The sequence below is a fragment of the Virgibacillus byunsanensis genome, assembly GCF_042675965.1.
GTDB classification, from domain to species: Bacteria; Bacillota; Bacilli; order Bacillales; family Amphibacillaceae; genus Virgibacillus_R; species Virgibacillus_R byunsanensis.
The window spans coordinates 1-1,399 of sequence record NZ_JBHTKJ010000079.1 but is presented as its reverse complement, the minus strand read 5'-3'; the positions used below and the strand labels follow the sequence as shown (position 1 = coordinate 1,399).

General features: G+C 35.0%; 1 protein-coding gene. It reads left to right on the top strand.

All coding sequences use genetic code 11. From position 1 onward, the window contains the following. Positions 1–93 precede the first annotated feature (93 nt). Positions 94–1,365, top strand: coding sequence for an IS4 family transposase (locus ACFQ3N_RS20405; RefSeq protein ID WP_390365087.1), 1,272 nt, complete (start codon positions 94–96; stop codon positions 1,363–1,365). The last annotated feature ends 34 nt before the right edge of the window (positions 1,366–1,399 follow it).

The window sequence follows — 1,399 nt, the reverse complement described above, 5'->3', positions numbered from 1 at the left end:
AATTCATTAAAAATCACTTGACTTTTCAAAAACGCCCCAATAATCGACTTGAATACCTTTTTTGGTATATCTCGTATGGAATGGGGTTTTTTTATGAAAAAATACAAATTTTTGGAAGCGATTGAAGTGAGTAGAAATGTTTTATATGATTTCGGGTTTATGTGTGATTCACGTACAAAATCTACCTATTTTACTCGCGAGGGGGGAAATAAACTAACCTTTGATGGCGTTATCCTTTTTGTGCTCAATTTAGTTACGAAAAGTTTACAAATTGAACTGGACAACTTTTTTGAACTTATTAAGAAAAAAGGCACAAGCATTAGTAAACAAGGTTTTTCACAGGCGCGAAAAAAAATAAAGCCGGAAGCCTTTGAAAAATTATTTGATACCAATGTCAGTTGGTTTTACAAATCAAATAACTGTCAACGATTCATGGGCTTCCGGCTTTTGGCAATTGATGCGTCCATCATGGAAATAGTTAATTCCCAAAAACTAAGGGATACCTTCGGCGCATCGAAGGGCAATGGTAAAGAGCATGCCCGAGCAATGGTATCTACTATTTATGATACCGAAAATGATTTATTTGTAAAGGGGTTGATTACAAAGTTCGCCAGCTGCGAACGCGCGGTTGCCAAGCAATTGATTGACAGTTATGCCGAAATTCGTTTGGACAATGATCTTTTTTTATTTGATCGTGGATATCCATCAAAAGACTTTTTTCTTTATCTACTAAAAATGAAGGTCAATTTCATCGCTAGAACGCAAGTTAACTATTATAAATCCAGTATCAAAGAAGGTGTTCAGGATCAGATGTTTGAACTCATAGAAAAGGGCGAAATAATGCATTTGAGAGCTATTCGCTTTACATTAAGTTCTGGTAAGGAAGAACTTCTTATCACAAATGTTGCTAATAGTGCGTTAGGTCTTGAAGAGTTTAAGCAGCTGTATTTCAAACGTTGGGCCATTGAAACAAAATATGATGTGCTTAAAAACAAAATTCATATTGAAAAATTCGCTGGTGCTTCTCAACAAACGATTAAACAGGAGTTTTTTGGTGCTTTATTCCTGACAAACATGGCCTCTATTATCAAGCGTGAATCAGACGAATTAATTGTTGAGGACCAGAGGGAAAAGAATTTAAAATATGAGTACCAGACCAACAATAATATATTAATAGGTAAGTTAAAAGATAAAATTGTGTGTTTTATGTTAGAGCCACGGCCAAGGCGCCGCAGGAAAATGTACAAACAATTGCTTGAAGAGGTTCAAAGAAATCGAACCCCAATAAGGCCAGGACGAAGTTTCAAACGTTCCAAGAGATTAAGTGCTAATAAAAGTGATTTTTCACAAAGGTCTGCGTTGTAATTGTTAAAAAAATAAATGTAAATTGGAAAATGTA

Coding starts and splice junctions, on each gene's coding strand:
- ACFQ3N_RS20405 (WP_390365087.1), top strand. CDS start 94: ATGAAAAAATACAAATTTTTGGAAGCGATTGAAGTGAGTAGAAATGTT.